Source organism: Pseudonocardia nigra (genome assembly GCF_019396355.1).
GTDB classification, from domain to species: Bacteria; Actinomycetota; Actinomycetes; order Mycobacteriales; family Pseudonocardiaceae; genus Pseudonocardia; species Pseudonocardia nigra.
Genome location: NZ_JAHKRK010000428.1, coordinates 1 through 1,798, shown reverse-complemented (window position 1 = coordinate 1,798; position 1,798 = coordinate 1). Strand labels below are relative to the sequence as shown.

Annotated in this window: 2 pseudogenes; one reads left to right on the top strand and one right to left on the bottom strand. The window is 68.2% G+C overall.

Annotated elements, in window-relative coordinates:
* Nucleotides 1-1,605: pseudogene (locus KME75_RS41245) on the bottom strand (ISAzo13 family transposase); the annotation flags it as partial.
* Between the two features lie 53 nt (nt 1,606-1,658).
* Here KME75_RS41245 and KME75_RS44585 point away from each other — a divergent pair.
* A pseudogene (locus tag KME75_RS44585) lies at nt 1,659-1,798 on the top strand (IS256 family transposase); the annotation flags it as partial.

Below are 1,798 nucleotides of genomic sequence, written 5' to 3'. Positions count from 1 at the left end.
GGTCATCGAGCAGTTGCCGGGTTTCGGCGATCGCCTGGCCGATGGAGTTCGGGTTCACCTCGAGTAGCTCGGACAAGACGTTCTGAGAACAGATCTGCCGCAGGTAGACGATGGTGATCAGGATGCGGTCGGCGTCGGTGAGCAGAGATCGGCTTCCGGCTCCGGGAGCTCGGCGGCGGCGCCCGCCGCGCTGTTCGTAGCAGCGCTGAGCGGTCTGCGCGGCTTGGGCCGGGGCCAGATCGGTGGCCAACTCGTCCAGCTCGTGACGACTCATGCCGGTGAGCCGGGGATCGGACAGGATCTTCAGCGATCGTGCCCGGGTGCGCTCCCGGTCGTCGCCTTCAGCCTCGCCGAGGGATGCGACCTGCGGCTGAGCAGGGTTCTTCTCGGCCACGCCGATGGTGTAGTTCCACGATCCGCACCAGGAGTGCGGTGCGAGTGGGAGGGCCTGCAGGGACGCCCTGCTGACCGAGATCCCGAGCGGGTAGGTGCCGGTGTCCAGCTCGGCCGCCACCCGCAGCCCGGTGCGGGTTCGGGTGGCGGCGATGGTCTTGACGACGACTTCGTGGCTGGTCAGGGGCCTGCCGCGCCAGTGGAGCGTGATCTGGGAGAACAGCCGGTGCTCGATCTTGTTCCACTCCGAGGTGCCCGGCGGGAAATGACACACGTGATGTCCAGGCCTGTCTCGGCGGCGAGAGCGGCGAGCTCGGCCTTCCACAGCCGGTAGCGGTAGCTGTTGGAGCCCCCGGCGTCGGCGGTGATCAGCAGGCGGGTGGCATCCGGATAGTCGCCGCAGCCGCGGGCCTGCCACCAGCGGCGGATCGAGGCGACAGCGAACGCCGACGTGTCGTGATCGACCCCGACGTTGACCCAGCCGCTGTCTGCGGTGACGTCGTAGACGCCGTACGGGATGGCCTGCTCGACCTGCGGGCCGGTGAAGAAGAAGCTGTGATCCTCAACCTCGATCGGTTCTCCCGCCGGACGCCATTCACGACCAGGGTTGGGCAGCCTCCCGAGTTGCTCCTTCTTCTTGGTGTCGACGCTGATGACCGGCTCCCCAGCAGCCTGATGATCGGTGACCTGCTTGTTGATGTAGCGGAACTGGGCGTCTCGATCGGGGTGCTGGTCTCCTTCCAGGGTCTTCGCGTTGCCCTGGAGGCTGAACCCGTTCTCCCGCAACAGCTTCCCGACGGTCGGAGCCGAGACCACGTGTCCCTGCCGGGTCAGCTCGTCGGCCAGGTGGCGCAGCGACTTCGTCGTCCACCGCAGCGGCGACATCGGATCGCCCCGCTCATCCGGCTCGACCAGCGCCAACAGCGCAGATACCAGGGTCGGGTCCAGGTATGTGGCCCGCTTGCGTCCACCGCCCGTCTTCCGGACCCGCCCGCCCGGCAGCGGGCCCTCGCCCCGTTCGAGTTCGAACACGCCGCGGCGGACAGTCGTCTCGCTGACCCCGGCCACTGCAGCGACAGCCCGCACACCGCCGTGCCCCAGCAGCCGGGCCTCCGCCGCCAACGCCAGACGCTGCTGACGCTCGTTCAGATGTGGGAGCAGCACCTCGAACCGGGCGGCGAGCTGACGACGGACCTCGACCGATACGGGCATACCAGCTCAACGAGCCCCGAGGCCGAAACGGACAGGTTGTTTCTTCATAAGTCCACAAGATCGCCAACATTCTCGGGGCGCTCCCGAAATCCGCGCATCCGGGCGCGAAGAAGGCCCTCGCCGAGATCTGGAACGCCGAGGACCGCCGCCGCGCCCTCGACGCCGCCCGCGCGTTCGAGGCCACCTACGGGGC